Source organism: Pasteurella canis (assembly GCF_020810675.1).
GTDB lineage: Bacteria > Pseudomonadota > Gammaproteobacteria > Enterobacterales > Pasteurellaceae > Pasteurella > Pasteurella canis.
Genome location: NZ_CP085871.1, coordinates 526,597 through 550,103 on the forward strand (window position 1 = coordinate 526,597; position 23,507 = coordinate 550,103).

25 protein-coding genes are annotated in these 23,507 nt (G+C 34.6%); 19 read left to right on the forward strand and 6 right to left on the reverse strand.

The features are described 5' to 3' along the window. The first annotated feature begins 77 nt into the window (after positions 1-77). The 3 genes from K7G93_RS02445 to K7G93_RS02455 all read left to right on the forward strand — a co-directional run bounded on the left by K7G93_RS02445 (position 78) and on the right by K7G93_RS02455 (position 4,164). Positions 78-1,037, forward strand: a complete 960-nt coding sequence (locus K7G93_RS02445; protein ID WP_049214544.1) for a TAXI family TRAP transporter solute-binding subunit — start codon at positions 78-80, stop codon at positions 1,035-1,037. A 64-nt stretch (positions 1,038-1,101) separates the two neighbouring features. Then, positions 1,102-3,732 carry a TRAP transporter permease gene (locus tag K7G93_RS02450; protein WP_226690788.1) on the forward strand — a complete coding sequence of 877 codons (2,631 nt, stop codon included), beginning with the start codon at positions 1,102-1,104 and terminating at the stop codon, positions 3,730-3,732. Between the two features lie 9 nt (positions 3,733-3,741). Then, positions 3,742-4,164 (forward strand): universal stress protein, encoded by a 423-nt coding sequence (locus K7G93_RS02455; RefSeq protein WP_049214542.1) that lies wholly within the window; start codon positions 3,742-3,744, stop codon positions 4,162-4,164. 89 nt (positions 4,165-4,253) lie between these two features. Here K7G93_RS02455 and ppnN read toward each other — a convergent pair whose 3' ends face one another. The 3 genes from ppnN to K7G93_RS02470 all read right to left on the reverse strand — a co-directional run bounded on the left by ppnN (position 4,254) and on the right by K7G93_RS02470 (position 7,669). Continuing rightward, positions 4,254-5,621, reverse strand: a complete 1,368-nt coding sequence (ppnN, locus tag K7G93_RS02460; RefSeq protein ID WP_049214541.1) for a nucleotide 5'-monophosphate nucleosidase PpnN — start codon at positions 5,619-5,621, stop codon at positions 4,254-4,256. 8 nt (positions 5,622-5,629) lie between these two features. Next, positions 5,630-6,469, reverse strand: coding sequence for an NADPH-dependent 7-cyano-7-deazaguanine reductase QueF (gene queF, locus K7G93_RS02465; RefSeq protein ID WP_224046174.1), 840 nt, complete (start codon positions 6,467-6,469; stop codon positions 5,630-5,632). Positions 6,470-6,889: 420 nt separating this feature from the next. Next, positions 6,890-7,669, reverse strand: a complete 780-nt coding sequence (locus K7G93_RS02470; RefSeq protein WP_226690787.1) for a Zn-ribbon-containing protein — start codon at positions 7,667-7,669, stop codon at positions 6,890-6,892. 103 nt (positions 7,670-7,772) lie between these two features. Here K7G93_RS02470 and K7G93_RS02475 point away from each other — a divergent pair, with 103 nt between their 5' ends. From K7G93_RS02475 to cspD, 6 genes are all read left to right on the forward strand, one after another. Beyond that, the gene (locus K7G93_RS02475; RefSeq protein ID WP_160530633.1) at positions 7,773-8,186 is read left to right on the forward strand and encodes a hypothetical protein; all 414 of its coding nucleotides are present in this window, start codon (positions 7,773-7,775) and stop codon (positions 8,184-8,186) included. 246 nt (positions 8,187-8,432) lie between these two features. Then, positions 8,433-8,822: a hypothetical protein gene (locus tag K7G93_RS02480; RefSeq protein ID WP_191134882.1), complete on the forward strand. Its 390-nt coding sequence runs from the start codon at positions 8,433-8,435 to the stop codon at positions 8,820-8,822. Between the two features lie 68 nt (positions 8,823-8,890). Then, the gene (locus tag K7G93_RS02485; RefSeq protein ID WP_049214538.1) at positions 8,891-9,202 is read left to right on the forward strand and encodes a YqcC family protein; all 312 of its coding nucleotides are present in this window, start codon (positions 8,891-8,893) and stop codon (positions 9,200-9,202) included. A 3-nt stretch (positions 9,203-9,205) separates the two neighbouring features. Beyond that, positions 9,206-9,937 carry a tRNA pseudouridine(65) synthase TruC gene (truC, locus tag K7G93_RS02490; RefSeq protein WP_160530637.1) on the forward strand — a complete coding sequence of 244 codons (732 nt, stop codon included), beginning with the start codon at positions 9,206-9,208 and terminating at the stop codon, positions 9,935-9,937. 41 nt (positions 9,938-9,978) lie between these two features. Next, the gene (locus K7G93_RS02495; protein ID WP_082303067.1) at positions 9,979-10,128 is read left to right on the forward strand and encodes a YoaH family protein; all 150 of its coding nucleotides are present in this window, start codon (positions 9,979-9,981) and stop codon (positions 10,126-10,128) included. Positions 10,129-10,346: 218 nt separating this feature from the next. Then, positions 10,347-10,556 carry a cold shock domain-containing protein CspD gene (gene cspD, locus K7G93_RS02500; protein ID WP_049214536.1) on the forward strand — a complete coding sequence of 70 codons (210 nt, stop codon included), beginning with the start codon at positions 10,347-10,349 and terminating at the stop codon, positions 10,554-10,556. Positions 10,557-10,627: 71 nt separating this feature from the next. On the opposite strand, the gene matP is transcribed toward cspD, so the two are convergent. Next, entirely contained in the window at positions 10,628-11,074 is a 447-nt protein-coding gene (gene matP, locus K7G93_RS02505; protein WP_049214535.1) for a macrodomain Ter protein MatP, read from the reverse strand. Positions 11,075-11,227: 153 nt separating this feature from the next. On the opposite strand from matP, the gene K7G93_RS02510 reads away from it, so the two are divergent. Continuing rightward, entirely contained in the window at positions 11,228-13,018 is a 1,791-nt protein-coding gene (locus K7G93_RS02510) for an AAA family ATPase (RefSeq protein ID WP_226690831.1), read from the forward strand. 116 nt (positions 13,019-13,134) lie between these two features. Beyond that, a complete protein-coding gene (gene fabA / locus K7G93_RS02515; RefSeq protein WP_049214533.1) occupies positions 13,135-13,665 on the forward strand; it encodes a bifunctional 3-hydroxydecanoyl-ACP dehydratase/trans-2-decenoyl-ACP isomerase in 531 nt (176 codons plus the stop codon). A 70-nt stretch (positions 13,666-13,735) separates the two neighbouring features. Here fabA and ybaK read toward each other — a convergent pair whose 3' ends face one another. Beyond that, a complete protein-coding gene (gene ybaK, locus K7G93_RS02520; protein WP_226690786.1) occupies positions 13,736-14,212 on the reverse strand; it encodes a Cys-tRNA(Pro) deacylase in 477 nt (158 codons plus the stop codon). Positions 14,213-14,268: 56 nt separating this feature from the next. Between ybaK and K7G93_RS02525 the strand changes: the two genes are divergently transcribed. Next, the gene (locus K7G93_RS02525) at positions 14,269-15,240 is read left to right on the forward strand and encodes an oxidoreductase (protein WP_226690785.1); all 972 of its coding nucleotides are present in this window, start codon (positions 14,269-14,271) and stop codon (positions 15,238-15,240) included. A 229-nt stretch (positions 15,241-15,469) separates the two neighbouring features. Beyond that, positions 15,470-16,705 (forward strand): peptidase T, encoded by a 1,236-nt coding sequence (gene pepT / locus K7G93_RS02530; protein WP_226690784.1) that lies wholly within the window; start codon positions 15,470-15,472, stop codon positions 16,703-16,705. Between the two features lie 138 nt (positions 16,706-16,843). Here pepT and K7G93_RS02535 read toward each other — a convergent pair whose 3' ends face one another. Continuing rightward, positions 16,844-17,593, reverse strand: coding sequence for a YdcF family protein (locus tag K7G93_RS02535; RefSeq protein WP_115322809.1), 750 nt, complete (start codon positions 17,591-17,593; stop codon positions 16,844-16,846). Positions 17,594-17,710: 117 nt separating this feature from the next. Between K7G93_RS02535 and K7G93_RS02540 the strand changes: the two genes are divergently transcribed. The 6 genes from K7G93_RS02540 to K7G93_RS02565 are packed head-to-tail and all read left to right on the forward strand — an operon-like array spanning position 17,711 to position 23,503. Then, on the forward strand, positions 17,711-18,916 hold the full coding sequence (locus K7G93_RS02540) for a flippase (RefSeq protein ID WP_160530646.1): 1,206 nt from the start codon (positions 17,711-17,713) through the stop codon (positions 18,914-18,916). Continuing rightward, positions 18,913-19,839 (forward strand): CMP-N-acetylneuraminate:beta-galactoside alpha-2,3-sialyltransferase, encoded by a 927-nt coding sequence (gene lst, locus K7G93_RS02545; protein ID WP_226690783.1) that lies wholly within the window; start codon positions 18,913-18,915, stop codon positions 19,837-19,839. The genes K7G93_RS02540 and lst overlap by 4 nt, the downstream gene beginning before the upstream one ends. 1 nt (position 19,840) lies before the next feature. Then, a complete protein-coding gene (locus tag K7G93_RS02550) occupies positions 19,841-20,614 on the forward strand; it encodes a glycosyltransferase family 25 protein (RefSeq protein ID WP_226690782.1) in 774 nt (257 codons plus the stop codon). A gap of 18 nt (positions 20,615-20,632) precedes the next feature. Beyond that, entirely contained in the window at positions 20,633-21,826 is a 1,194-nt protein-coding gene (locus K7G93_RS02555) for a hypothetical protein (RefSeq protein ID WP_226690781.1), read from the forward strand. Next, complete coding sequence (locus K7G93_RS02560) at positions 21,819-22,703, forward strand: glycosyltransferase family 2 protein (RefSeq protein WP_160530655.1); 885 nt, start codon at positions 21,819-21,821, stop codon at positions 22,701-22,703. The genes K7G93_RS02555 and K7G93_RS02560 overlap by 8 nt, the downstream gene beginning before the upstream one ends. Beyond that, positions 22,703-23,503 (forward strand): glycosyltransferase family 2 protein, encoded by an 801-nt coding sequence (locus K7G93_RS02565; protein WP_160530657.1) that lies wholly within the window; start codon positions 22,703-22,705, stop codon positions 23,501-23,503. Before K7G93_RS02560 ends, K7G93_RS02565 begins: the two co-directional genes overlap by 1 nt. Positions 23,504-23,507 lie beyond the last annotated feature (4 nt).

The following is a 23,507-nucleotide window of genomic DNA, read 5'->3' on the forward strand; positions in this document are numbered from 1 at the left end:
AATTTTTGCTATTTCTAAGTTCGCTAGTTGAAGTGTACATCTAAGCAAACCAACAACAAAATAAGGAAAATGACTCTATGAAAAAGTATCTAAAGCTTTCAATGACAGCAGCATTAATGCTTTCTTCAAGTGCAGTATTTGCTGCCGATAAAATTGTAACCATTGGTACTGGTGGTCAAACAGGCGTTTACTATGTGGTGGGACAATCTGTCTGTCAATTAGTAAATCGCGACTCTGCAAAAACAGGAGTAAAATGTAATGCTCCTTCAACAGGGGGGTCTGTTGCTAACTTAAATTCAATTGCTAATAATCAAATGGAATTAGGTATTGCTCAATCTGATTGGCAATATCATGCATATAATGGTTCAAGTTCTTTTGAAAGTAAAAAAAATGATAAATTAAGAGCCGTATTTTCTATTCATCCAGAGCCATTTACTTTAATGGCACGTACTGATGCTAATATCAAAGGGTTTGATGATCTGAAAGGTAAGCGTGTTAATGTTGGTGATCCTGGTTCGGGTACACGTGCAACTATGAATGTTATTCTTGGTGCAAAAGGCTGGGATGCTTCTGTTTTCAAAGTCGCTTCTGAATTGAAACCTGCAGAAATGGCATCAGTTATGTGTGATAATAACTTAGATGCAATCACCTATAATGTTGGGCATCCAAATGGAGCGTTGAAAGAAGCTGCTGCTTCTTGTGATGCACATTTAGTTCCAATTACTGGACCTGAAATTGATAAACTTGTTGCAGATCACCCATATTATGCGAAAGCAACAATTCCAGGTGGTTTGTATAAGGGAAGTGATGCTCCAACAGAAACTTTCGGTGTATATGCTACTTTAGTTACTTCTTCTGATGTAGATGCAGATAGTGTTTATGCGATTGTTAAGGCAGTATTTGATAACTTTGATCGTTTCAAACGTTTACATCCAGCGTTTTCAAACTTAAAAGAAGACGAAATGATCAAAAATGCGCTGTCTGCTCCATTACATGATGGCGCAGTGCGTTACTATAAAGAAAGAGGTTGGTTGTAATTTTCTTATCTCAATATTTTTAAGGCAGGCAAGGTTCCTGCCTTTTTCCGTTTTTATTTTTTAGATGACGAGGAGTTTTAGCGTGTCAACAAAAAACATCGATTATGATGATTTACAAGATATTGTGGCATCAAGCGACACAGGTGGGCGTGATCCAGATGGATTTCCTAAAAAATTAATTGCTGGTGTTGCTATTTTATGGTCATTATTCCAACTTTATTATGCTTCTCCCGCACCATTTTGGTTACAAGAGTTTTTACGTAATATTGGCTTGAATATCAATGTCGTATTTGATGATACAAAAGCCCGCTCAATTCATCTCGCATTTGCTTTATTTTTAGCTTATTTATCTTATCCAGCTTTTAAATCGTCACCGAAACATCGTATTCCATTAGTGGACTGGGTATTTGCAACAGTTGGTGCTTTTTTAGGTTCGTATTATTTATTTTTCTATGATGGATTAGTCACACGTTTTGGTGCGCCTAACTTACAAGATATCATTGCTGGTTGCATCGGAATATTTCTACTCCTTGAAGCGACGCGTCGCAGCTTAGGTCTACCATTAGTAGTTATTGCGATTGTCTTTTTAGTTTATAACTATTTTGGTCAATTCTTACCTAGCGATTGGATTATCAGTCACCGTACTGGGACTCTTTCTCATATTATCAATCAACAATGGATTACAACAGAAGGGGTATTTGGTGTTGCTTTAGGTGTATCAACAAAATATGTCTTCTTATTTGTCTTATTCGGTGCGTTGTTAGATAAAGCTGGTGCAGGTAACTATTTTATTAAAAGTGCTTTTGCGTATTTAGGACATTTACGCGGCGGTCCAGCTAAAGCAGCTGTTGTTGCATCAGGTTTGACAGGATTAATTTCAGGCTCTTCTATTGCAAATGTAGTGACAACAGGCACATTTACTATCCCCATGATGAAGCGGGTAGGATTTTCTGCTGAAAAAGCAGGTGCAGTAGAGGTTGCCTCTTCAGTAAATGGACAAATTATGCCACCTGTTATGGGAGCGGCTGCATTTTTAATGATTGAATATGTGAATATGCCATATAGTCAATTAATTACCCATGCTTTCTTACCTGCAGTCATCTCTTATATTGCGCTTGTGTATATTGTGCATTTAGAAGCTTGTAAAATGAATTTACAAGGTTTACCAAGAACGGATGAGCCAAAGCCATTTTTAACGACTTTAATTGGTGCATTAAGGGCTTTTATTTCTCTTTGTGTACTGTATTTCGTTGTTGAGTTTAGTTTAGGGTGGTTAAAAGATGTCACACCAAATTACGCTTTTAGTATTGTTGTTGCATTATTGGCAGTAATTTATTTATTACTATTACGTCGTGTCGCCCAATTCCCAGATTTAGAAATTGATGACCCACATTCTCCAGTAGTGAAATTACCGTCAGTTAGACCAACAATCAATGCGGGGCTACATTTCTTATTGCCTGTAGTCATTTTAATTTGGTGTTTAATGGTAGAGCGTTTATCACCTGGCTTGTCGGCATTCTGGGGTGCCTTATCCTTGATTGTGATTTTGCTCACACAACGTCCATTACTCGCTTATTACAGAAAACAAACTACTTTCAAGCAAGAGTTCCAACTTGGTTGGAAAGATCTTGTTGATGGCTTAGAAGCTGGTGCAAGAAATATGATTGGTATTGGGATTGCTACTGCAACAGCTGGAATTATTGTGGGAGTTGTCTCATTAACTGGTTTTGGTGTTCAATTAGCAACAATCATTGAAACGCTTTCAATGGGCAATATTTTCTTAATGTTGCTTTTAGTCGCAGGCTTTAGCTTAATTCTTGGTATGGGACTTCCTACTACTGCAAACTATATTGTGGTTTCTTCTTTGATGGCAGTCGTGATCATTGAAGTTGGTCGTCAAAATGGCTTTATTGTTCCACTCATTGCAGTACATTTATTTGTCTTCTATTTTGGTATTATGGCGGATGTGACACCGCCTGTTGGACTTGCATCCTTTGCTGCATCAGCTGTTTCAGGTGGAGATCCTATTAAGACAGGATTAACTGCTTTTTCGTATAGTTTACGTACAGCAATTTTGCCATTTTTATTTATCTTTAATACGGATTTACTATTAATTGATGTCAGTTGGGCAAAAGGTATCTTAGTCTTTATTACAGCAACCATCGGTATTTTAGCTTTTACTGCTGGTGCAATTGGTTATTTTTTCCGTCGTAATAAGGTTTGGGAAAGTCTTGTATTATTTATTTTAGCTTTTGCTTTATTCCGTCCAGGCTTTTTTATGGAGTATATCTCGCCAACGCAACGTGCTTTTGAACCAACACAATTAGTTCAAGAAGTACAAAAAGCAGCGGTTGGAGATAATTTGACTATTAAAGTTTCAGGCTTAAACCCTTATGGTAAAGAAATTGAATTTTATGCTCAATTACTTATACCAGAAGGACAAACTGGGGAAGAACGTTTACAAAAAATGGGACTGACTTTGTTTGAGCAAGAAAAACCAGAAGGTAAACAAATGATTATCGATGCGGTAGAAATTGATTCAAGTGCAGCAAAAGCAGGCTTAAACTGGGATCAAGTAGTATTGGAATGTCGAGTCCCTGTTAAAGATGCGTTAGCAAAAGAATGGTTATTTATTCCAACTTTATTGTTATTATCGCTGTTAGCAATGAATCAGCGCCGTCGTCCAAAAGACTAAGGAAACATCATGTTTAAAAAAATTTTAATTACAGCCGATTTAGGTCATTTAGAGGATGCGGAAAAAGCGGTGAAAACCGCTTTGGAAATGACAAAACATAATCCAGATACTGTGTATCGAGTAATGAGCGTCGTGCCACCATTAGGCAGTAGCTTTGTCTCTTCATTTTTACCAAAGAATTTTGATCAAGATGTATTGGATGAGGCAAATAAGGCACTACATGCGTTTACGAAAAAACATTTTCCAGAAGGTGCGAAAGTGCAACATATTTTGGCACATGGTCCTGTTTATGAAGAGATTAACCGCATTGCAAAAGAGAAAAATATTGATTTAATTATTATGATGGCAGTACGTGATAATAAAGAAGGTTTAAGCTCTAATACAGTTAAAGTGGCACGTTATAGTGATAAACCTATTTTAATTTTACGTTAAATGATAATAAAAATAGCTTGTTAAAAAACAAGCTATTTTTTACTTTTTTAGAAACGTAATTTAAAAAGTAAAGTGCGATCTATTTTGCACTATTTGACTAATTCATAGCAAGGTTCATAGACTGTGCCATCAGGTAACTTCATACGATGCTGTACGATGAAATCTTGTAGTACTTGATCAATTTTTTCTAATAGTTCTGGATCACCATGCAATTTGAAGCGACCTAATGCTTCAATTTGATCTTGTGTTTCTGGCTTGATATTTCCTGCAACAATACCTGAGAATGCTCGACGTAAATTAGCAATTAAATTCATAGTCGATTGATTACGATGTAAATCTAAATTTGCCATATTTTCATGAGTTGGAATGAAGGGCTGTTGGAAGTCAGTTGGGATTTTTAAAGACCAATTGAATCCATAAGCATCACAGTTCTCATAGCGTTTCATTTTGACATCATGCATTGCTTGGCTCATTTTGCGGGCGACTGTCACTGGATCATCAATAATAATTTCATATAATGCTTGTGCTTCTTTTCCTAAAGTTTCACCAATGAAACGATCAATAGTGGCAAAATAGTCTGCACTTTCTTTTGGACCTGTCAAAATAAGTGGCAATGGTTGTCCTTGATTCTCCTCCGCAAGCTTGATTCCTAAAATGTACAATAATTCTTCAAATGTACCTGGACCACCAGGGAAAATCACAATACCGTGTCCCATTCGCACAAACGCTTCTAAGCGTTTTTCAATATCAGGCATAATGATTAGTTCATTAACGATTGGATTTGGTGGCTCAGAAGCAATAATGGAAGGTTCAGTAATACCGATAAAACGGCTATTTTTATAACGTTGGTTAGCATGACCGATTGCGGCTCCTTTCATTGGTGCTTCCATTACACCAGGCCCACAACCTGTAATAATATTAAGCTCACGATAACCAAGTTCTGTCCCCACTGAACGACAATATTGGTATTCAATTTGGTTGATAGAATGTCCGCCCCAACACACGACGAGGTTTGGATGTTCGCCAACAGGTAAGGCTTTAGCGTTACGCAGAATAGAAAACACAAGATTAGTAATATGTTTACTGTCTTGAATATTATCTGGATTTAAACGCTGGCTCATTACATTCACGAATAAAATATCACGTAATACAGCGAATAAATGATATTGAATATTACGGATCATACGATCATCAACAAAAGCGTCTTGAGGTGGGTTGTGTAATTCAAGTGATACACCACGTTCTCTTGCTACAAGTTGAATATCAAAATCTGGGTATTTATTTAATAGAGCACGGCTATCATCGGTTACTGCACCTGAATTTAATACAGCGAGTGAACAATTGCGATAAAGGCTATAAAGTGGACTTTTCGCTTTTTTAGTGAGCAATTCTACTTCTAAATGAGAGAGTTGATCCATACTACCGCGAGGATTGACATAATATATATTCTGACCCATAACTTCTCCTATTGGCGAGCTAAACGCTGATTTGTTGGTACAGTTTCAAAGTTTGAACGAAATGGGTTAATATCTAAGCCACCTCGTCTTGTATAACGAGCATATACAGTGAGTTTTTTTGGTTGTGCAAACTGTATTAAGTCACAGAAAATACGTTCTACACACTGTTCATGAAATTCATTATGCTGGCGGAAAGAGATAATGTAACGTAATAGCTTTTCACGATCAATTTGTTTACCTACATAATGAATTTGTAAGCTTCCCCAATCAGGTTGATTAGTGATTAAACAATTTGATTTTAATAAATGACTGACTAATGTTTCTTCAACTACAATTTCATTACAGCAGTTTTCTAATACCGAGGCATCAAATTCATAGTGAGTAATTGTTATATCCAATTCATCAATACATTCGCCATTTAGCTGTGCAATACTTTCTTGATTATATTTAGCTAAAGGATGGAGCTGTACTCTCACTTTTCCTTTTGCACAATCGGCTAAATCTTGTTCTAATGTATGCTGTACTGTAGAAAATGAGTCAAAAGTAGTTTGATTAAAACTATTTAAATACAGTTTAAAGCTTTTAGATTCAATTAAATTTTTACTTTGAAAATCAATTTCTATATCAGCGATTGCGACTTGTGGTACACCTTTAGAATTGAGCCATGAAATCTCATATGCTGTCCAAATATCTGCGCCAAGCGTAAACGGTTGTGTTTGTGTAATACCTAAGCTATCTCGATTTAATTGTCTCGGCACAGCTTGTAGTAAAGTGCGGTCATAATTTGTGGCATATTGTGTTTTTTGTCCGAGTGTAAGTTTATTTAGGCTATCATGTTGATAGTGCATATTATTTTTCCTTTTTTAAATTTTTATTTACTTTTCTTTACTGGTACAAAGCAAAATAACTATTCCCAACTAAGGCTTTCTTCTTTTCTTCATGAAATTTTTTTCATAGTTAATTTTTTCATTTGCTTGCTATGCAAACTCAATTACTCGAAATTAAATATCTTAACTACGTTTGCTGGCTTAAACGAAGTAAATTTTATGTGTCGCAATTTACCGTTACATGAATTTCATTAGAAGTTGAAGCGATTCTAAGTATTTTATTTTAAATTTTCCTGAATAAAGTACGTTATGGGATAGTGATATTGAGGCAAACTATACTAGCGTAGTATGAACAGTAAAAACAGTGATTTTTAATTAAGAAAATACCAATAATGACCTACATGAGAACAATCTTTTAACGTTGTTCAAACAAAAATTACATTAATAATGCCATGATAAATTAGATACTAAACGGCAATCGTCACATTTAAAATAAAATAAGTCAAAAAGAGGATCGTCTAAGTACCATGCTTTATTGCAACTAGGGCAGCAACGTTGTTGTTCTGTTTGTAAACTGTCCCCACCAATGCGATACAAATAGTAATAAGTTGGGATGCCTGTATGTTGCTCAATCTCTTGAGCCAAATGTCGTCCATGCTTGGCTAATGTACTAGTAATTTCTGAGATTTCTCTTAGTGCTTGTTGTTCTAATACTGAGCCGTTCATTTGTAATTGATCGCACGCTTGCCAGTTTTCTTGCCATTTAATCAGATCCATACTTAAGTGCGGTATGTTTTTCAGTTGTTTATATAAAGGAATTGGATAAAAATCATCACCGCTATGTAATGGTGAGCAAGATTGCAGATAAGTTGTGTATAACACTTGCCAACTTGGTGTCGTGTGTATGCTCGTTTGATCTGAGTTGAGATCATCAGCAACCACATGAAAACTATCAAAAAATAGACCGCTCTTTTGAGCATTATCAAGAGCCTTTTCTACTTCTACATTATTAAACTCAGGTAATAAACTGTGTTGTTCAGGACAAATAACGCGTATTGCAAAGCCTTGCTGTTGTTCTTGTTCTGCAATATATATTGGAATTTCGCGTCCGATGATTTGTCCATTATAGCGCCATTGATCAATTATTTGATTTAGGGAATAAGTTGGACTTTGTTCACTATTTGTGGGTGAATAATTAAAAAAAGTATCGATAAGGTACATGGTATACCACATAATAAGTCAGAAATTATATTATCGCTGTATCTTGAAATATTTTCGACTAAATTTATAATTAATAGACTTAATTATATACAAGTGAGGTCTTATGTTGAATAGATTTAAGTTAAATAATATAGAAAAACATGAAGATAGTATAGAGTTGAAATGTAGCAATAATAAATGTAAGAAAGTTACAAAAATCTATCTTGATAAAGATAAAACACTCTGTTCTGATTGTGGTTCTGAATTACAAGTTACTAAAAAACTAAGTAAGCGTCTTATTAGAAATTTGGCAATTGCAACTGGTGTTGGATATGCATTAGCCTCTGGCCCAGAATGGGTTCAAACAGATCGTGATATCATTCAAATGTATGAATCAATGAATGCCTGTATGTATAACGCTCGTTCTTATGAAAAACAACGAGATATATGTGCTTGTGCATTTGCAAAGACATATGAAGAGTATAAATATTTTAATGTAAAAGATGCATTCCGCCAGAATATTAATGAATGTTATTAAAAACCACCTTTTAAAAAGTGGTTTTTAATTAATTATTTTTTCGCTGGTGGATTATTTCCTCTACGATCTCCCGAAGGATTTCCAGTTTTACTTGGCCAATTAGGGTTTGAATTTCCAGTTCTATTTTGTGCCATAAAGGCCTCCTTATTTGTAATTAAAAAAATAATTTTTATTTTTGTCATTTTATATTTTGTGAAATGACAATATAAGTATATTCAATCGATAGGGACAAAAAGGGACATTTTTATGCAAAAGAAAAAATATAATTCAACTTTACCAGATAATTCGAAACATGCTGAAGTTCTGCGTGAAAATATAAAAAATACTATTAGATTTATGGGAATTACGCAAAAGGAGGCTTCAGATATTATCTCAGAAGAGATTGGTAAAGATAATTTTTATGAGTCTTTTAAAAAAATATTACAACGTTGTAAGAATATTAAAAAATTAGAATATTATTTGAGTATTTTAAAAGAAAGTGAAAAGTATCGCATTGTATCAAATTCAGTGATTAAGCATATTGGTGACGAAAAAATTTTAGGAAAGGAAAACTTAGTCTTTCTTCATAAAATGAGTGAAGAAATTAGTATGTCAATTGATGATAAAGAAACTTCAATTAGAGAAATGTATACATAAGTTGATAGCAGTAGAATATATGATTAACTTTCACTAAAATAGAATCTTGTTTTTAGTAGGGGATGATTATGCATCAACAAACACGAATATATTTACAACAATTACAAATAGTTATGCAAGAGCTGGCATTATGGCAAGTTACGCCACCAGAGGAACAAGCTTTTTTAAGTGAGCAACCTTTTGCGCTAGATACCATGTCACCAACTGAATGGTTACAATGGATTTTTATTCCTCGTATGTATGCTTTGATAGAAACAGGCGAAGCACTTCCAAGTAAAATTTCAATTACGCCTTATTTAGAAGAAGCATTAAAAGAAATGGAGGGTTTAGATAAATTATTATCTCCGATCAGCGAAATTGAAGCATTGTTGCAGAAATAGCCTATGCAATTAGATATCTTATATCAAGATCAATACTTAGTCGCAGTAAATAAACCCGCTGGTATGTTAGTACACCGTAGTTGGTTAGATACACATGAAACAACCTTTGTTATGCAAACATTACGTGATCAAATAGGGCAACATGTGTATCCTATTCATCGCTTAGATCGCCCAACATCAGGAGTATTACTATTTGGATTAAATAGTGAGATAGCTAACTTGCTCTGTTTACAATTTGAGAATAAGCAAGTTGAAAAAAGTTATTTAGCTATAGTTAGAGGATATTTAACAGGGAAAGCACAGATTGAATACCCTTTGAAAGTTCAATTAGATAAAGTCGCTGATAAGTTTGCTCAAGTAGATAAAGTAGCGCAACAGGCTGTGACTGATTATGTTGGATTATGCACAGTTGAAATGCCTTATGCTGTTAAAAAATATAAGACCACACGTTATTCTTTAGTCCGTTTAATCCCTCATACAGGGCGTAAACATCAATTACGTCGACACATGAAACATATTTTCCATCCTATTCTGGGCGATACACAATATGGTGATTTACATCAAAATAGAGCATTGACTGAGCATACTGGCATTCGACGTTTAATGTTGCATGCAGAAAGTTTAATTTTTACTCATCCTATTACACAGCAGAAGCTGGAAATTCATGCCGATTTAGATCAGCAATGGCTCGATTTGATTAAAATTTTTAGATGGAATTTAAATGAACTCAAGTAAGAGTAGTCAACTTTTGAAGTATTTTTTAGAGGAAAGAAACGATGCTAGATAATATTCTCCTTAATTTAACTCATGAGCAACAACAAGTTGCAGTAGAAAAAATTCAATCACTGATGGCTCAAGGGATTAGTGCGGGTGAGGCAATTGCACTTGTTGCTCAAGAGTTACGCGAAGCATATTCAGTTGAATAAGACGAGTATTTAACTCATTATGATAACTTCGCTGAATTGAGTAAGCGCTTCCAAAATGCAAAAATTTTGTGATCTCGGTTTGATTTTAAACTATTTTTAATTGCCAAAAAGAGAAAATTCGTCGAATATTTAGCTGAATAAAATTTGGGTGGTAAGACAAATTAGTCTTATTAAAAATAAAAGTAGTTAAGGTCATTTGACCATTAGAGGTTTTAATTATGGAAGTTGGTGTTGTTAAATGGTTCAATAACGCAAAAGGATTTGGATTTATTTCGGCAGAGGGAACGGATGCAGACATTTTTGCACATTATTCAGTAATTGAGATGGATGGTTACCGCTCTTTAAAAGCGGGTCAGAAAGTCCAGTTTGAAGTTGTTCACGGTGATAAAGGATCACACGCAACAAAAATTATTCCAATTGTTGAATAATATAGTCCTCTTACTTTACATTTAGTCAAAAAAAGACAAGGATTGCAGCCTTGTCTTTTCATTTATCTTAATTATTTTAATAAGTCTTTTAAGCCCGCTTTCATCGCAGACATTTGACTTTCAAACTGTGCTTTGCTTTCGCGCTCATCAATCATATAAGTGATTGTTTCTGAGAGTGTCATTTTCATTTTACGTGAATAACGAGAAAGACGTAACCAAACTGCATATTCTAAATCGATAGATTTTTTTTTCGTTGATTGTTTTTCGCCGTTAAAAAAACGTTTACGGCGGGCACGAATAGCTTGATCTAATTTGATCACTAACTGAGGTGATAAGTGATGACGAATCCATTCTTCAATTTGTTGTGGTTTATTTTGATACGTGATCAGTTGTTGTACTTTATCTTCACGTAAACTTTTTTCTTCGTAAGTCGTAATATTTTCACCTTCACGGTGTTTTTTGATTAAATACAACCATTTCCAATGAGCCTCTTGATTTTCAAGTTTTTGATATTTCATTGTATTCTCTCATTTAAACAAATTAGTGACGTGGTAACTGTTGTTAATATACGCGGTTTTCGTGTTTTTTTCTAGCACATTTTCACTATTTTGGGAAATATGCGATAATGACGAATTATGAAAATAATCACTCAACATAACGAGATAATACGTGTGAATCCATCCTTTTTAGCTGAAAAAGCGTTCTCGTGGCAAGACTTACGCCCAACACTTCCATTAACAGAATTACCGCGTTCGACAACTGATTTTTTTGCGTTACAGCCTCGGGCAAATGCAGCAATAACACAGTTTTTACGAAATCCTCAGCGCAATTTACTTGTGTTGAAAGGCGATGAGCAAGGAGAGTATCTCCGTTTATTGGAGCAAACAATTCAAGCGCAGCAAAGTGAAGATATCCCGATTCAAGGTGTACAATATCTGATACAACAAGGCGATTCTTTTTCTTTTCCTACTGTGACTGCCGAGTTTGCACAATCGATCACAGATAATTTTGCCACGAAAAGAACAGTGGCGAGTGCATTATATGTTGATCAATTTCAACTCTTTGGTGCTTTACGCATACATCCTTCATCAAGAGAAATTCAACTAAAATCAGGTTTAGTGCATGAAGTGAATGGGGGGATATTAATTCTTTCGGTTACTTCGCTTATTTCTCAGTTTGATTTATGGTTACGTTTAAAGCAGATTTTATTGACTCAGTATTTTGATTGGTATTCATCACACCCATTTAAAGACTTACCTTGTGATATCCCAGGCTATCCTCTGAGTTTAAAAGTGATTTTAATAGGGAATCGAGAAGAGCTTGCCACATTAGCCTCCTTAGATGCTGATTTATACGATTTAGCTGATTATTCCGAAATTGAAAGTTATTATTCCGTTGAAAAAGTTGAAAACGCTTTAAAATGGGCTGAATATATACAAACCTTTGCTCAACAACATCAATTACCTCAGCTGAGTCTAGATGGCCTTAATAAGTTATATCAACTACTAGTACGTGACAGTGAAGATCGCTGTTTTGTATCTATTTCTCCTTTAAAGTTAAAAGAGATTCTCACCAGCACCGCAATTTTAAGTCAAAAACATGGCAATGCTTTATTAAGTGAGGTGGATTTTGAACAATTTTTTCAACAAAAAGCATTACAGCAAAGTTTTTTGCAAGAACAAACGTATGCGGATATTTTGCATGAGCAAGTTTATGTTGCAACAGATGGTGAAATAGTTGGTCAGATCAATGGGTTATCAGTTATTGAATACCCAGGTACACCAATGGCATTTGGCGAACCATCTCGCATCAGTTGTATTGTCCAATTTGGTGATGGAGAAGTTGTTGATGTTGAACGTAAAAGTGAGCTTGCAGGTAATATTCACGGTAAAAGTATTATGATTGCGGAAGCCTGTTTAGCACATATTCTACAATTACCCTCTCAATTGCCTTTCTCTGCTTCGTTAGTATTTGAACAATCTTATGGCGAAATTGATGGAGATAGTGCTTCATTAGCTAGTTTTTGTGTATTAGCGAGTGCATTATCAGCTCAACCTTTACCTCAATCTATTGCGATTACAGGTGCGATAGATCAATTTGGTTTAGTGCATTCAGTTGGTGGTGTAAATGCTAAAATTGAAGGGTTTTTCTCAATTTGCGCTAGCCGAGGATTAACAGGTAAACAAGGGGTCATGGTACCAATTTCGGTTATTAATCAACTCAGCTTAAGCGAAGAGGTTGTAAATGCCGTTAAACAAGGACAATTTTTTATTTATCCTGTAGAAGATGTTTATCAAGCTTGTGAAATTTTATTTCAACGTGATTTAGTAGAAGAGGAAGAACGGTTTTATACAGAAGAAACATTACCAATATCACGCTTAATTGCACATCGTATTGAACAACGCGCAGAGCAGCAATGGCAAAAGAGTAGCGTATTTGAGTGGTTTTTCCGTAGAAAGTAACTGATCGGATAAGTTAAGCGTACAAGTGTTAGCTATTTTTATTTCTTATTAACTCTGTTAGAATATATTTAAGCAGACTTTGCTTAGATATCCTAAAATTGAGGAGGATTAAAATAATGAACAGTTGTACACCAAATAAAAAAAGTAGTTACAGCTACGAAGACTTACTTGCATCAGGACGTGGCGAATTATTTGGCGAAGACGGACCTCAACTTCCAGCTCCATCAATGCTAATGATGGATCGAGTAGTGGAAATGAAAGACACTGGTGGTGCTTTTGATAAAGGTTATATTGAAGCTGAACTAGACATTAAACCAGATTTACCGTTTTTTGGCTGTCATTTTATTGGCGATCCTGTTATGCCTGGATGTTTGGGCTTAGATGCGATGTGGCAGCTTGTTGGATTCTACTTAGGTTGGATCGGCGGTAAAGGAAAAGGGCGTGCCTTAGGTGTTGGGGAAGTGAAATTTACGGGGCAAATTTTACCAACTGCTAGAAAAGTGATCTACCGTATCAATATGAAGCGCGTGATCAATCGTAAACTAGTGATGGGTATGGCTGATGGTGAAGTAGAAGTGGATGGTCGTATTATTTATACGGCTACTGATCTGAAAGTGGGATTGTTCCAAGATACTACGGCTTTTTAAGCAAAATTTTATTAAAATAGACCGCACTTTTTACATTACCAGCCATTGTGCTGGTAATGTGCTTTTGAGGTTAGTCATCAACAATGTCTAAAAAGAGAGCGTTCAAAAGTTTTGCCAAATCTTGTGGAGTCAATTCAATACTTAAGCCACGCTTACCGCCAGAGACAAAAATATGCTCAAACTGTAAAGCTGATTCTGCAATGACAGTTTTAAGTCTTTTCTTTTGCCCTAATGGGCTGATTCCCCCTATTAAATATCCTGTGCTTTTCTGAGCGTAATCTTTATCTGCCATTTCTACTTTTTTCACATTAATTGCTTTCGCTGCCTTTTTTAAATTCAGCATATTCGCTGTGGGCAATACAAAACAGGCCAACTTTTTTTGAGCACCATTTTCTGCAACTAATAAAGTTTTAAAGAACTGCTTTGGGTCAATTCCAAGTTTCTCGACGGCCTCATCACCAAAATGGGTATTATTAGGATCGTGATCGTAGCTGTGCACTTTAAAGGGGATTTTATGTTTTTTCAGTAAATCAATTGCTGGTGTCATTGTGTTTTCTTCTTGTTCCAGTAAAATGAAGCCACTATTTTACAGTGGAGAGAAAAATGAGTGCAACTCTAAATATTGCGATTGCAGCTGAATTTGAATTATGTGAAAAATTAGCAGAAGTGTTAGAACAAAGCCAATTAGATATTACTCAATTATCTATTGTGGATATTTCTCCTTTTACTGAAGAACAAGGGATTCGTTTTAACAATAAAAGTGTGGCACAAATTAAGCCTGAGGACGTAGAGTGGTCAGAATGGCATTATCTGTTCTTCGCAGGTGATGTCGACCAAGTCACCTATGTTGCTAAAGCTGCCGCGTCAGGTTGTATTGTTATTGATATGAAAGGTATTTGTGCAGCCTTGCAAGATGTGCCTGTTGTTGTACCAACTGTTAATGAACAAGACTTAACCGAGCTACGCCAGCGTAATATTGTATCCTTACCTGATCCACAAGTGACACAACTGTCGCTGGCGATTGCACAGTTAGCGGAAAATAATACCTTGAAACAAGTTATTGTCACTTCATTATTGCCTGCTTCTTACACAAATGCGGATAAAGCGAGTCAATTGGCAGGGCAAACAGCACGTTTGTTAAATGGTATTCCTCTTGATGAAGCGGAGCAGCGTTTGGCTTTTGATGTTTTCCCTATATTCAACCCAGTGCTAGTTAATCAAACACAAAAAATATTTCCTCAACTTGAAAATATTATTTTTCATGCCATTCAAGTCCCTGTGTTTTATGGCACTGGACAAATGGTGAGCGTGTTGTCAGATTATCAATTAGAGACACAAGCACAGTTAACATCTTGGTCTCAACATGAACTATTGGTGTATCATGCAGAAAAAATGATAACGCCAGTGACGAATAGTGAAGTAGAAGCAAATGAATCACGGGTCAAACTGCATATTAGTGCAATAAATGAATTAGAAAATGGTATTCAATTTTGGTCTGTTGCCGATGAACAACGCTTTAATTTAGCATTGATGAGTGTTAAGTTAGCTGAGATAGTATATCAGCAAGGCTATTGATATATGGTGTTTGGTTCTTAGTAAAACGGCTAAATAAAATTGATTATTTTTCCAAATAAACTTTAGTCGATGAGATTTAAGCAGTTAACAATAAAAATCCACTTTCTATGAAAGTGGATTTTTATTTGAGGTATGTCAACATTGATTGTTTTAACTTATTGCATCTGTTATAGAAAGTGCGTTATTGTGTGAATGTGTTTATTTATAAAATAATAAAAGGAGAATAAGCATGACAATGCAAGCATTATTGATTGAAAATTTTTTTCGTTACCTTGCAATTAGTAGTCAAAGTTTGGCGAGTGCAACAACAGTTCCAAGCTCTGAAGGGCAATGGAAATTAGCAACCTTATTAGCTGAAGAGTTAAACGCATTAGGCGTATCTGATGTTGAAATTGATGCTCATGCGAATGTCACTGGCGTGCTAAAAGGGCGTGTAGAAAATGCCACCCCTATTGGTTTTGTTGCTCATTTAGATACAGTAGATGTTTCTCTATCCCCAGATATTAAACCACAAATTTTAACTTTTAAAGGTGATAATTTATTGCTAAATAAGGAGAAAGATATCTGGCTGAATGTATCGGAACATCCCGAAATATTACCTTATTGCAATCAAGAGATTATTTTTAGTGATGGCACTAGTGTATTAGGAGCAGATAATAAAGCTGCAATCGCGAATATCATGACTGCACTTGCATTGATTAAAGCACAGGATATCCCAACTGGTGATATTTATATTGCCTTCGTACCCGATGAGGAAATTGGTTTGAGGGGGGCAAAATTATTGGATTTAACTAAATTTAAACCTGATTTTGCATATACGATAGATTGTTGTGAATTAGGTGAAGTGGTTTATGAAAATTTCAATGCAGCTGCTGCCAAGATAACAATTCAGGGGGTGAGTGCACATCCTATGTCGGCTAAAGGAGTATTAGTGAATCCAATTTTAGTCGCTCAAGATTTTATTAGTTTATTTGATCGTCAACAAACGCCAGAATGCACAGAAAATAAAGAAGGTTATTGGTGGTTTAATGGCTTTGTCGCTAATCAACGTGCGGCAACTTTAAATATTGCAATTCGTGATTTCGATAAAATAAGTTTTGAAGAGCGTAAACAATTTATTGAAAAAGCGGTAACAACAATTCAGCAGCAATATCCACGTGCTCAGATACAATGTGATATTACAGATATTTATGGCAATATCGCAAATACATTAACTGAAGATAGACGATCAATTGATTTACTATTTACCGCTATGCAAGCAATAAAAATTGAGCCTAAAGTTACTCCTATGCGTGGCGGCACAGATGGGGCGGCATTATCAGTAAAAGGAATTACTACGCCAAATTATTTTACAGGAGCACATAACTTCCATTCAAACTTTGAATTTTTACCTGTTTCTAGTTTTGTTAAATCTTGTGAGTTAACGTTAGAAATTATGCAAAGAGCGGCAAGACTGGCAAAATAATGTCAGTCAAAATAAGGCGTAAAAGGATTTTTTATGCCTTATTTTTAATATATTGTTAAAAAAGCTTATCTGTGATTTATTTTCACAGAAAAATCTCATATATTCACGATTCGTTAAAATAGACGTAGATGATGTGTATTAGTGCGTTTTTTCTTTCCAGTAACCAATCCATTCTTTTAATAGCATCATATTTTTATGAATTGCGCCTGCCTGAGGGATAAAATGCATAAAATTTAAACCATAATGTTCAGGGGAAACGCCATGACCAATGCTTGCTGGTAATACATGGAATCCTTGTTGTTCAAAAAGGAGTTTGGCACGTTGCATATGCCATTGGTTAGTAACCAAAATAATGTTGTTTATCTTTTCTGGCTCTAACATTTGGCGACTAAATTGTGCGTTTTCTTTTGTGGTTTTTGCCTTATGTTCAAGCCATGTTGTTGGTACAGCAAAAAATGTTTTTAATTCAGTAGCCATCACTTGTGCTTCAGATGTACCATTAGGTGAACTGCCCGTCACTAATAAGGGGAGTTGCGTCTCTTTTTGCAAATAAGCCGCATAGCGTAAACGTTCTAATGGAATCGCGCTAACTGTTAATTTATTAAATAATTCAGCACTATCACGTAAGCCTCCACCTAATAATACGATTGCTTGTGCTTTTTGGTAGTCATTTAAGCTTAAGTTATCTTCAATAACTAAGTTATCTTCTAGTTTGTGTGATGTATAAGGCAAACTAAAAATATACAAAATAGCGATACCCAAGAATGCGGATAAACGACTTAATTTTTTGTAATGAAAAAATGAAAAGAAAAGTGAGAGTAGCCATAAAATCAGTACATTAAATGGCGGAAGAATCATGGCAGTGATAAGTTTTGTTAATGCAAACATATTCAGTAAAGATAAGTAAAAGGTGGTGTATTATTGATGATCTACAAAGAGATGTCTATTGTTTAAAATCTGTTTATTGTTAAAATGTCGCCCTAATACATTCAATTAGAGTAAAGAATGAAAGCTATTAAAGACAGTGCGATTTATTTATTTGGTGAACTCATTTCAAAATCTGTCCCTTTTCTCTTATTACCTTATTTATCACGTAAGCTAGGTGTAGAAGGCTTTGGTGAGCTTTCTTATTATCAGACTTATCTTGTTTTATTTTTAATTATTGTCGGTTTAAGCCAAGAAAGTGCTGTTGCACGCTTTTTCTATTTTTATGGTCGTAGATCATTAAACTTAGTCGTCAGAACAGGTTATGTCTACACATTGTTAATGGGCTGTGTGATTTTATTAGGCTGTTTACTCTTACAATCTGAAATGATGGCTTATCTGGCGATTTCAGCTATTTTTCAGTCCTTTTTAGCGGTTCAATTAAGTTTACGTCAGTGTCAGAAACAGGCCGTTGCCTATTCAGTCATCCAACTGTTGTTAGCTCTCACGTCCGCATTATTCACAGTAATTTTGTTAGAAGTATATGAGAATGACTTAGTTGAAAAACGAATTTTAGCGATTTTATTGAGTCATTTATTCGTATTTCTTATTGCATACTTTTTATATAGCAAAAAAATAAGGTATAAAAAGTTTAAGCTCACACAATATAAAACCGCATTAATTTATTTATTTGGCTTTGGTATGCCATTAATTCTTCATAATGTAAGTTTGTTTTTGCGTGGACAATTAGATCGTTTATTTATTTATCACCAATTTAGCGATGCAGAGTTGGGGCTGTATGCGATGGGCGCACAAATTGCAGCTATTTTAATGATTGCTATTCAGGCAGTGAATAAGGCGACTGTGCCTTATTTATTTGAAGCATTAAAGCAACAGCGTATTAATGTGAAACATATTCATCAATGGGCGACATACACGTTGTTACTTGTTCCTGTACCTGCATTAATTATGTGGTTTATCCCAGAACAATTTGTCGTTTGGTTATTAGGTAAGCAGTTTATCGGAACAAAGTATTACATTATTTTGTTTTTAGTATCAACAACATTGGTTATCCCCTATCTTATCTTAGTTAATTACTTATTTTATTATGCTAAAAATAAACTCATTTCGATTTGTTCTGTCATAACAACAATAGTTTATGTAGTGAGTTTAATTTGTCTCACGTTGACTGAGATTCAATTTGTGCCTTTTGCAAGTATTATTGGGGCAGTCACTATTTTGCCTGTATTGTATATAATGACCGCAAAAGTAGGGAAAGTTGTATGAATTTGATTATTTGTTGTACACCATTACAGGTTTTGATCGCAGAAAAAATTATCGATAAGTTTCCTCATTCTGAGTTTTATGGAGTGATGCTTTCAACGGTGAGCAATAAAAAGTTTGATTTTTATAGTCAGCGTTTGGCGAAAAAGTGTGGTCCATTTTTTACTATGATTCAGCATAATGATCGTTTTAATCTACTCAAAGAGATTTGTTATTTAAAACGTCATTTTGGTGGAAAAAAATTTGACCAAGTCTTTGTGGCTAATATCAATGATTTACAGATTCATTTTTTGCTAAGTGCTATTCAGTTTGAGCAGTTGAATACTTTTGATGATGGTACGATTAATATTGTCGAAAACAGTTTATTTTATCAAAATGAGATTCCTACATTACAGCGAAAATTAGTTAATGCTTTATTAGGTAATAAATATAGTATACAGCTGCTTAGATCATTATCACAGCGTCATTATACGATTTATCATGGTTTTAAAAATATTATTGATAATGTAGTCAACATTGATTTAGTCGAACCCTGTGATATGCAAATAAGGGATTCTGATTATATTAATGTGTTATTAGGACAACCCGTTTTTTTAGATGAACAACGTAACATTACATTAGCTGAACAAGTGATAAGACAGTTCAATATTCATTATTATTTTCCTCATCCTCGTGAAAAATATCGTTTGGATAATGTGGAATATATTGATACAGAACTTATTTTTGAAGATTATATTATTCAGCAAGCTAAAAAGAAAAAATATCGAGTTTTTACTTATTTTAGTAGTGCAATCATTAATATTATGAATAAAAGTGACAATATCGAAGTTGTAGCATTGAGAATTGAAACGGAAAATCCCGCCTATGAGGCATGCTATGGATTATTTGATGAATTAGGCATTCAACTTATTGATATAAGAGCATAAAATGAAAAAATATTTAATATCATTAGCAAAAGATCAACATCGTCGAGAACTTTTTTTTAGTCAAGCAGATACACAAGATTTTAAGCTATTTTCAGCACTTAATACAATGAACGAAAGTTGGGAAAATCTGACCGCACTTTTTGATGTTGAGGGGTTCAGCACACGTTATGGTCGCCATGTTACTCAAGGTGAGATTGGTTGTACGTTAAGTCATCTCGGTGTTTATCAACAAATTGTGGAAGACAAACAAATTGATGAAGAGGAATATTGTTTAGTTTGTGAAGATGATGCATTATTTAATCTCGATTTTAAACAGCATTTACGTTCGCTGTTAGCACAAAAACCAACAGCTGATCTGATTTTAGTTGGACAATCTAAGATTACAGATTTTAATGCTTTTGAACTCGAAATAAATTATCCAACGACTTTTTCATTTTGGCGTAAGCGGATCGCTAATACCCCCTTTTGCTATGCTTATCCTTATAAAAACTATTTTGCTGGAACAGTGGCTTATTTGATTAAAAAGTCGGCAGCTAAGCGATTTTTAACTTATATGCAACAATATCATAGACCATTTTGGTTGGCAGATGATTTTATTTTATTTGGCTCAGAGTTTAAGTTAGATGTTGTTGTTGTTCGCCCATTATTGGTGATTGAGAATCCTCAATTAGTGAGTAATTTGGAGAGTAGCAGGGGATCTCTATCAAATAACGTATTGAAAAAAATAGTGAAATATCCTTTAAAAAAACTTTTAGCGGTTTTGCGAAATTTTTAACTTAGGTTTAAGACGTGTATGTCAACATTATTTAGTTTTTTTTATCTTTATGATCCTTGGTTATTTCATTTCTTACGCATGGCATTTGTCGTAGGTGGCATTGGCGTAGCTTGGCTTATTTATCGTTTGTATACAAAACAATTAACACAAGGTATTGCTGTACCTATAGACAGTATTTTAGTCATCGTTGCATTAATTTTGTTGAGCATCATCCCTATTCTTATTAATGGTACAACTGAATTGGGTGTAGTGAGAATGTACGTTAAAAGTTTAGTCTTGTTTGTCTTTGGAATAGGTATCTATAATTTATTTTATTGCCATTTAGCAGGGCAAGTTCAGTTTGTAAGTGATTTAAAAATTGGTCTTGTTATACAAGCTGCTATCGGTTTGTTCGCATTGTTCAGTCTTACTACGGTGATTGATCTTGTGTTATCAACTCACACTATCATGCCAAGGTTTTACAATTCAGAGCAGGAGTACCGTTTATACAATCTAACGTCTTCTGCATTTTTTCAGCTCAGTATCTTTTATTTAATGTTGCTACATTTTTTACTCGCTTATGATGTCAAAAAGAATCGTATTTCAGCGTTTTTTTTATTTTTATTGTTATTTATTGGGACTATTTCGGGTAGAACATTTTTTATGTTATCTATAATCAGCATTATTCTTTATTTTAAATGGCGTTATTTGCCTGCGTTAATTACTTTTGCTGCGATTGTTTTATTTTTATCTTTGAATTTTTCAGAACATAAATATGTTGCCCATGCATTTGAGCCAGTGATTAATTTATTTTCACATCAAGATATGAGTAAAATCAGTTCGTCCAGTGAAAATTTAATTAAAAACCATTTATTTATTCCAACACTTAAGCAATTTTTGATTGGTGATGGTGAGTATTTTACTGATGAAGGCAAATATTATGGAGCAACAGACTCTGGTTTTCTACGTCAAGTGCTTTATGGTGGCTTAGCTTATTTAATGACTTGTTTTGCTTTCACGGCATATTTTGTGAAACGTGTTGCAGATAACTGGTTTGAAGGAAGTTGGAAATTTACTTTATCCACATTATTTATTTTAAGTGTGCTTCAGATTAAAGCAGATACTTATGCGTTCCCTGGGATTATGTTAATTTTTATCATGTTTCTGTCATTATTTGGTAAAAAAGGGAAATGGGTATGGCTATTTAAAAATAAGGAGGGGATGAATGTTTAGTATTATTGTGCCTTCTTATAATCGTCCTGATGAAATTCCTAAATTATTAGCGAGCTTAAAGACTCAAACCATACAGAATTTTGAAGTCATTATTGTCGATGATCATTCAATAGTACCTGTTGAAATTCAAGATAGCTATGCGTTTAGTTGTAAAATTGTTCGTAATAATCAAAATTTAGGGGCGGCAGAAAGCCGTAATATTGGGGCGAGGCAGGCAAGTTATGACTGGTTATTGTTTTTAGATGATGATGATCGTTTTATGGCAGAGAAATGTGCAGTATTAACAGAAACGATAACTCAAAATCCGATGATTAATTTTATTTATCATCCTGCACAATGTATGATGGTCAATGAAGGGTTTTCTTATGTGACCCATCCTTATCGTGATACTACTCAACTTACACTTGATAATATTTTATTAGCCAATAAAATCGGTGGTATGCCTATGATTGCCATCAAGAAATCTCTTTTTTTACAGGTTGGTGGGTTGTCTGGCTATTTACGTTCACTAGAGGATTATGAGTTTTTATTAAAATTATTATGTGAATCTCAATTTAATCCCTGTTATGTTGATCAAGCGTTAACAATTTGTACCTTTCATACTCAGCGTTCAAGTGTATCAACCAATACAAAACATACAGAACAAGCAATTCATGAAATCAAAGCTCGTTATGTTAAAACAGAAAAACAAGCTCGTCATTTTGAATTAAATGCATTGTATATGTTGGCATATCCTTATGTTATGAATTTATCACGTGTTGCCGCTAAATATTACTTCGCTATTTTTACCAAAACAGGTAGTATCAAACATTTATTTATGGCTGGATTGACCTTTATTTCACCATCATTGGCAATTAATATGAAAAGGTTTATGTAATGAAATTTTCAGTTTTAATGTCTTTGTATATCAAAGAAAATCCGCAGTATCTACGTGAGTGTTTTATCAGTTTACAAACCCAAACGCTACCTGCAACAGAGATTGTTATTGTGTTTGATGGAAAAATCACGGCAGAGTTAGAGGCTGTAGTTGATGAATTTGCCCATTTACTTCCTTTAAAAGTGGTCAAATTACCTCATAATCTAGGTTTAGGTAAAGCGCTTAATGAGGGATTATTACACTGCTCATATGATTGGGTTTTTCGAATGGATACAGATGATATCTGTGTACCAACACGCTTTGAGCAGCAAATTACCTATATTCAAGCTAATCCTGATACAATCATTGTTGGTGGACAAATTGCTGAATTTGGGAAAAATATTCAAGATATTGTGAGTTATCGTCGAGTACCAACAACACATGAGGATATTGTTACATTTACTCAGCGCCGTTGTCCTTTTAATCATATGACTGTGGCTTATCAAAAGGCGGCTGTGTTAGCTTGTGGTGGCTATCAAGATTTACAAGAGGATTACTACTTATGGATAAAAATGGTCGCGATGGGAAAAAAAGTTGCAAACTTAGCTGATGTTTTAGTGTATGCGCGTGTTGGTAATGGGATGGTAGGACGGCGTCGAGGTCTTGCGCAAGCGCGAGCAGAATGGCGTTTATTTAAATTAAAGCATCGTTTAAAGTTACAAGGCATTATTTCTGGACTCTTTACTTTTATTTTGAGGGCGCTACCACGTTTATTGCCAACTTCACTGTTGCAAGTTGTTTATCAATTTTTGAGAAAGTAGGAAA

Coding starts and splice junctions, on each gene's coding strand:
- K7G93_RS02445 (WP_049214544.1), top strand. CDS start 78: ATGAAAAAGTATCTAAAGCTTTCAATGACAGCAGCATTAATGCTTTCT.
- K7G93_RS02450 (WP_226690788.1), top strand. CDS start 1,102: ATGACGAGGAGTTTTAGCGTGTCAACAAAAAACATCGATTATGATGAT.
- K7G93_RS02455 (WP_049214542.1), top strand. CDS start 3,742: ATGTTTAAAAAAATTTTAATTACAGCCGATTTAGGTCATTTAGAGGAT.
- ppnN (WP_049214541.1), bottom strand. CDS start 5,621: ATGGGTCAGAATATATATTATGTCAATCCTCGCGGTAGTATGGATCAA.
- queF (WP_224046174.1), bottom strand. CDS start 6,469: ATGCACTATCAACATGATAGCCTAAATAAACTTACACTCGGACAAAAA.
- K7G93_RS02470 (WP_226690787.1), bottom strand. CDS start 7,669: ATGTACCTTATCGATACTTTTTTTAATTATTCACCCACAAATAGTGAA.
- K7G93_RS02475 (WP_160530633.1), top strand. CDS start 7,773: ATGTTGAATAGATTTAAGTTAAATAATATAGAAAAACATGAAGATAGT.
- K7G93_RS02480 (WP_191134882.1), top strand. CDS start 8,433: ATGCAAAAGAAAAAATATAATTCAACTTTACCAGATAATTCGAAACAT.
- K7G93_RS02485 (WP_049214538.1), top strand. CDS start 8,891: ATGCATCAACAAACACGAATATATTTACAACAATTACAAATAGTTATG.
- truC (WP_160530637.1), top strand. CDS start 9,206: ATGCAATTAGATATCTTATATCAAGATCAATACTTAGTCGCAGTAAAT.
- K7G93_RS02495 (WP_082303067.1), top strand. CDS start 9,979: ATGCTAGATAATATTCTCCTTAATTTAACTCATGAGCAACAACAAGTT.
- cspD (WP_049214536.1), top strand. CDS start 10,347: ATGGAAGTTGGTGTTGTTAAATGGTTCAATAACGCAAAAGGATTTGGA.
- matP (WP_049214535.1), bottom strand. CDS start 11,074: ATGAAATATCAAAAACTTGAAAATCAAGAGGCTCATTGGAAATGGTTG.
- fabA (WP_049214533.1), top strand. CDS start 13,135: ATGAACAGTTGTACACCAAATAAAAAAAGTAGTTACAGCTACGAAGAC.
- ybaK (WP_226690786.1), bottom strand. CDS start 14,212: ATGACACCAGCAATTGATTTACTGAAAAAACATAAAATCCCCTTTAAA.
- K7G93_RS02525 (WP_226690785.1), top strand. CDS start 14,269: ATGAGTGCAACTCTAAATATTGCGATTGCAGCTGAATTTGAATTATGT.
- pepT (WP_226690784.1), top strand. CDS start 15,470: ATGACAATGCAAGCATTATTGATTGAAAATTTTTTTCGTTACCTTGCA.
- K7G93_RS02535 (WP_115322809.1), bottom strand. CDS start 17,593: ATGTTTGCATTAACAAAACTTATCACTGCCATGATTCTTCCGCCATTT.
- K7G93_RS02540 (WP_160530646.1), top strand. CDS start 17,711: ATGAAAGCTATTAAAGACAGTGCGATTTATTTATTTGGTGAACTCATT.
- lst (WP_226690783.1), top strand. CDS start 18,913: ATGAATTTGATTATTTGTTGTACACCATTACAGGTTTTGATCGCAGAA.
- K7G93_RS02550 (WP_226690782.1), top strand. CDS start 19,841: ATGAAAAAATATTTAATATCATTAGCAAAAGATCAACATCGTCGAGAA.
- K7G93_RS02555 (WP_226690781.1), top strand. CDS start 20,633: ATGTCAACATTATTTAGTTTTTTTTATCTTTATGATCCTTGGTTATTT.
- K7G93_RS02560 (WP_160530655.1), top strand. CDS start 21,819: ATGTTTAGTATTATTGTGCCTTCTTATAATCGTCCTGATGAAATTCCT.
- K7G93_RS02565 (WP_160530657.1), top strand. CDS start 22,703: ATGAAATTTTCAGTTTTAATGTCTTTGTATATCAAAGAAAATCCGCAG.